At 67.5% G+C, this 2,704-nt stretch carries 2 protein-coding genes and 1 pseudogene; 2 read left to right on the top strand and 1 reads right to left on the bottom strand.

Going from position 1 to position 2,704, the window contains the following annotated elements:
- The first annotated feature begins 158 nt into the window (after positions 1–158).
- A complete protein-coding gene (locus tag ACZ6CL_RS42835; protein ID WP_468946981.1) occupies positions 159–1,340 on the top strand; it encodes a serine hydrolase domain-containing protein in 1,182 nt (393 codons plus the stop codon).
- 118 nt (positions 1,341–1,458) lie between these two features.
- Here the strand turns inward: ACZ6CL_RS42835 and ACZ6CL_RS42830 are convergent, their stop codons facing one another.
- Complete coding sequence (locus ACZ6CL_RS42830) at positions 1,459–1,908, bottom strand: protein kinase family protein (RefSeq protein ID WP_468946978.1); 450 nt, start codon at positions 1,906–1,908, stop codon at positions 1,459–1,461.
- A 246-nt stretch (positions 1,909–2,154) separates the two neighbouring features.
- Between ACZ6CL_RS42830 and ACZ6CL_RS42825 the strand changes: the two are divergent.
- A pseudogene (locus tag ACZ6CL_RS42825) lies at positions 2,155–2,616 on the top strand (tetratricopeptide repeat protein); the annotation flags it as partial.
- Positions 2,617–2,704 lie beyond the last annotated feature (88 nt).

Below are 2,704 nucleotides of genomic sequence, written 5' to 3'. Positions count from 1 at the left end.
GACGGCGACGACGACTGACCAGCACGCACCTGACGCCCCCTGAACCCGAAGGGGCCGCCCCGCCACTGTCCGGCGGACGCGGCCCCTTCGCCCGTCAAACCTGCATCATTGGCCTGCGTCTCAGGGGCGACCCGGGGGCTCCATCAGGGTGATCACTGATGGGCAAACGGCGAGGTCCCAGCAGAGTTGGCCTTGTCATCAAGGCCCGTCAACGCAGCTCTGAAGGAACCTCCATGCGGATCCGCCTCGTCGCCACCGCCCTCGTCCTGGCCACCGCTGTCATCGCCGGCGCCGCGGTGCCCGCGACCGCTGCCTCGACCGTTTCCAGCGCCGCGGCTCCTGCGAGCCCCACCGTCCAGGAAATCCTTGACCACCTGCCCGACGACATCGTGGCGGGCGCGCTGGTCCGACGGGATGGCGTGGGAGCCACCGTCGGCCCGGTCACCGCTGACGCGTACTTCCGGATCGGCAGTGTCACCAAAGCGTTCACCAATACGGTGGTGCTCCAGCTCGTTGCCAAACACCGGATCGACCTCGACGCACCGGCGCGGCGCTACGTCCCCGGGCTGATGCCCGACGCGTACGACCCCGTCACAGTACGCCAGCTACTCGACCACACGAGCGGCCTGCCTAAGCCCGCGGCGACCCCCGGCCCTGCCGACGGGCCCGGCTGGTGGCTCAAGTCTGTGACGCCTCAAGAGGGCTTGCGCGCATCATTCGCCGCAGCCACGGATCCACCGCGCGCCTCGGGCTCCGAGCAGCAGTACAACGGACTCAACTCCCTCGTCCTTGGTCTGATCGTCGAGAGGGTCACCGGCCATTCCTTCGCCCACGAACTGGAGCGACGGATCATCCGGCCGCTGCGTCTGCGCCACACCAGCCTGCCCGCTGCCGACGACCCGACGATCCCTTCGCCCCACGCACAGACGTACGTTGACGGGCAGGACGTGACCGAGCAGAGCCCGTACCCGTGGGCCGAGGGCGGCATGATCTCCACCGCCGCCGACGTGGACCGCTTCTTCACGGCGCTGTTCCGGGGCCGCCTGCTCCCACCTGCCCAGCAGAAGCTGGTGTTCGATGTGCCGAAGGTGAAGAGCAGCGCTACCAACACCAGCTGCTCCGGCCCGGCGGCCTGCTTCAGCATCGGCGGATTGATGCGCTACCAGCTCCCGAGCGGCGAGTACGCATGGGGCAAAACAGGTTCCCGCCCCGGCTGGGACAACGGGTTCTTCGCGACCCGGGACCTCAGGCACCGCGTGGTGTACTCCCTGAACCCGACGGGGAGTGGCTCCGACCTTGCGCACATCAAGGCAATCGTCGACACCGCTCTCACGAACTGAGAACCATGGAAACCATCCCCCGGTGAATGAGCGCAGGGACGAGTGCGAGGCGGTACTGCATCCGCTTCAGGGCGGGACCACACGGCGGACGCGCGGCCCCTTGCCCGTTGCCGAGCATTCAGCAGGCAGCCCGCAGCTCCGCGCAGACTTCGGCGCTGGTGGGACGGTGGGACGGTTCGGAGCTCAGCATGGCGTCGATGAGCCTGCCCAGCGCCCCGGGCACATTCACCGGCCGATGCGGACCGTCCACGATGGCTTGCCGCTGCTCCTTGCGGCTGGCGTCGTCGGGATACGCCACGTGCCGCAGCCCGGCGGCGCTCATGAAGAACGAGGCACCCAGCGCGTAGACGTCTGCCGCCGTGGCCGTACCGCTCTCCAGCACGCTCCGCGAGATCTCCGGGCTTTCGTAGTGGACGAGACAGCCCCGGAAGCTGAAGTCGTACACGGCGGGGATGTCCCCACCGCGTGCCAGGGCAAGGTCGATGAGAACCGTTCCGGTGCGGCCGGTGATCAAGTGTGCGGGCTGGATGTCCCCATGTGCCCACCCCTCGGCGTGCAAAGCGGCCACGGCCTCCGCAACCGCCCCGTTACGCAGCGCGGTACTGTGGCGACCGCAGCAGGTTTCAAAAGCTTCAAAAGCTCTGCGGGCGTGGAGGATTGAGGTCATGGGGAGCCGGGCGCCGAACGAGGACCTTGAGCGGCTGTTCCGCGAGACAGGGTGGACCCATCCCGTCGCAGCGTCCTCGGCGTGAGCCTCTTTTCCGTCGCGCTGACCGTGCCCGACTGGCCCGACGCCGTCGGCCGGTTGGAGAACGCCCAGATCGGTGACCGCGCCGCCGACGCGTTGCGGTATCTCGCTGAGGCCGAATCGGCTATGGAGAAGGCCGAGTCCAGAGAGAAGGCCTTCGGTTCCTACGACCCGTCGTCGTTGAATTACCACATCAGCCAGGTCCGCTACGAGATGGGTGATGCGCGAGGGTCGATCGATGCCATGAAACAGGCGGACACGCTTCGTGCCAGCGTCTTTCGACGCGGGCGGGTTCGCCAGCGTGTAACGCTCGCGGAACGCCAATTGCCGATCGGCCACTTGGAAGCAGCCTGCGCAACCTGGCATCAGGCCCTGGACGACTACCCGTTGGTGCAATCGGGTCGCGCGGATCAGCGCATGACGACCATGTTGCGTCTGATCCGGCCCCACCTGAAAAACCAGGCCGCGCGCGAACTGCACGAACGTGCCGGCACGGTCGTTCCGGCATCACTCCGCGTCCCAACCTGAAGAGGGCTTCAGGACTTCAGGCTGCGTTCAGGTTCGGTTCGGCAACGTAGTGGGTGTTCGGAGGGCGCGACAGGGCCCGCCGACGGAA

Source organism: Streptomyces sp. NPDC041200 (assembly GCF_055591805.1).
The sequence above is the reverse complement of the archived record's forward strand: the minus strand, read 5'-3'. Positions and strand labels throughout refer to the sequence as shown.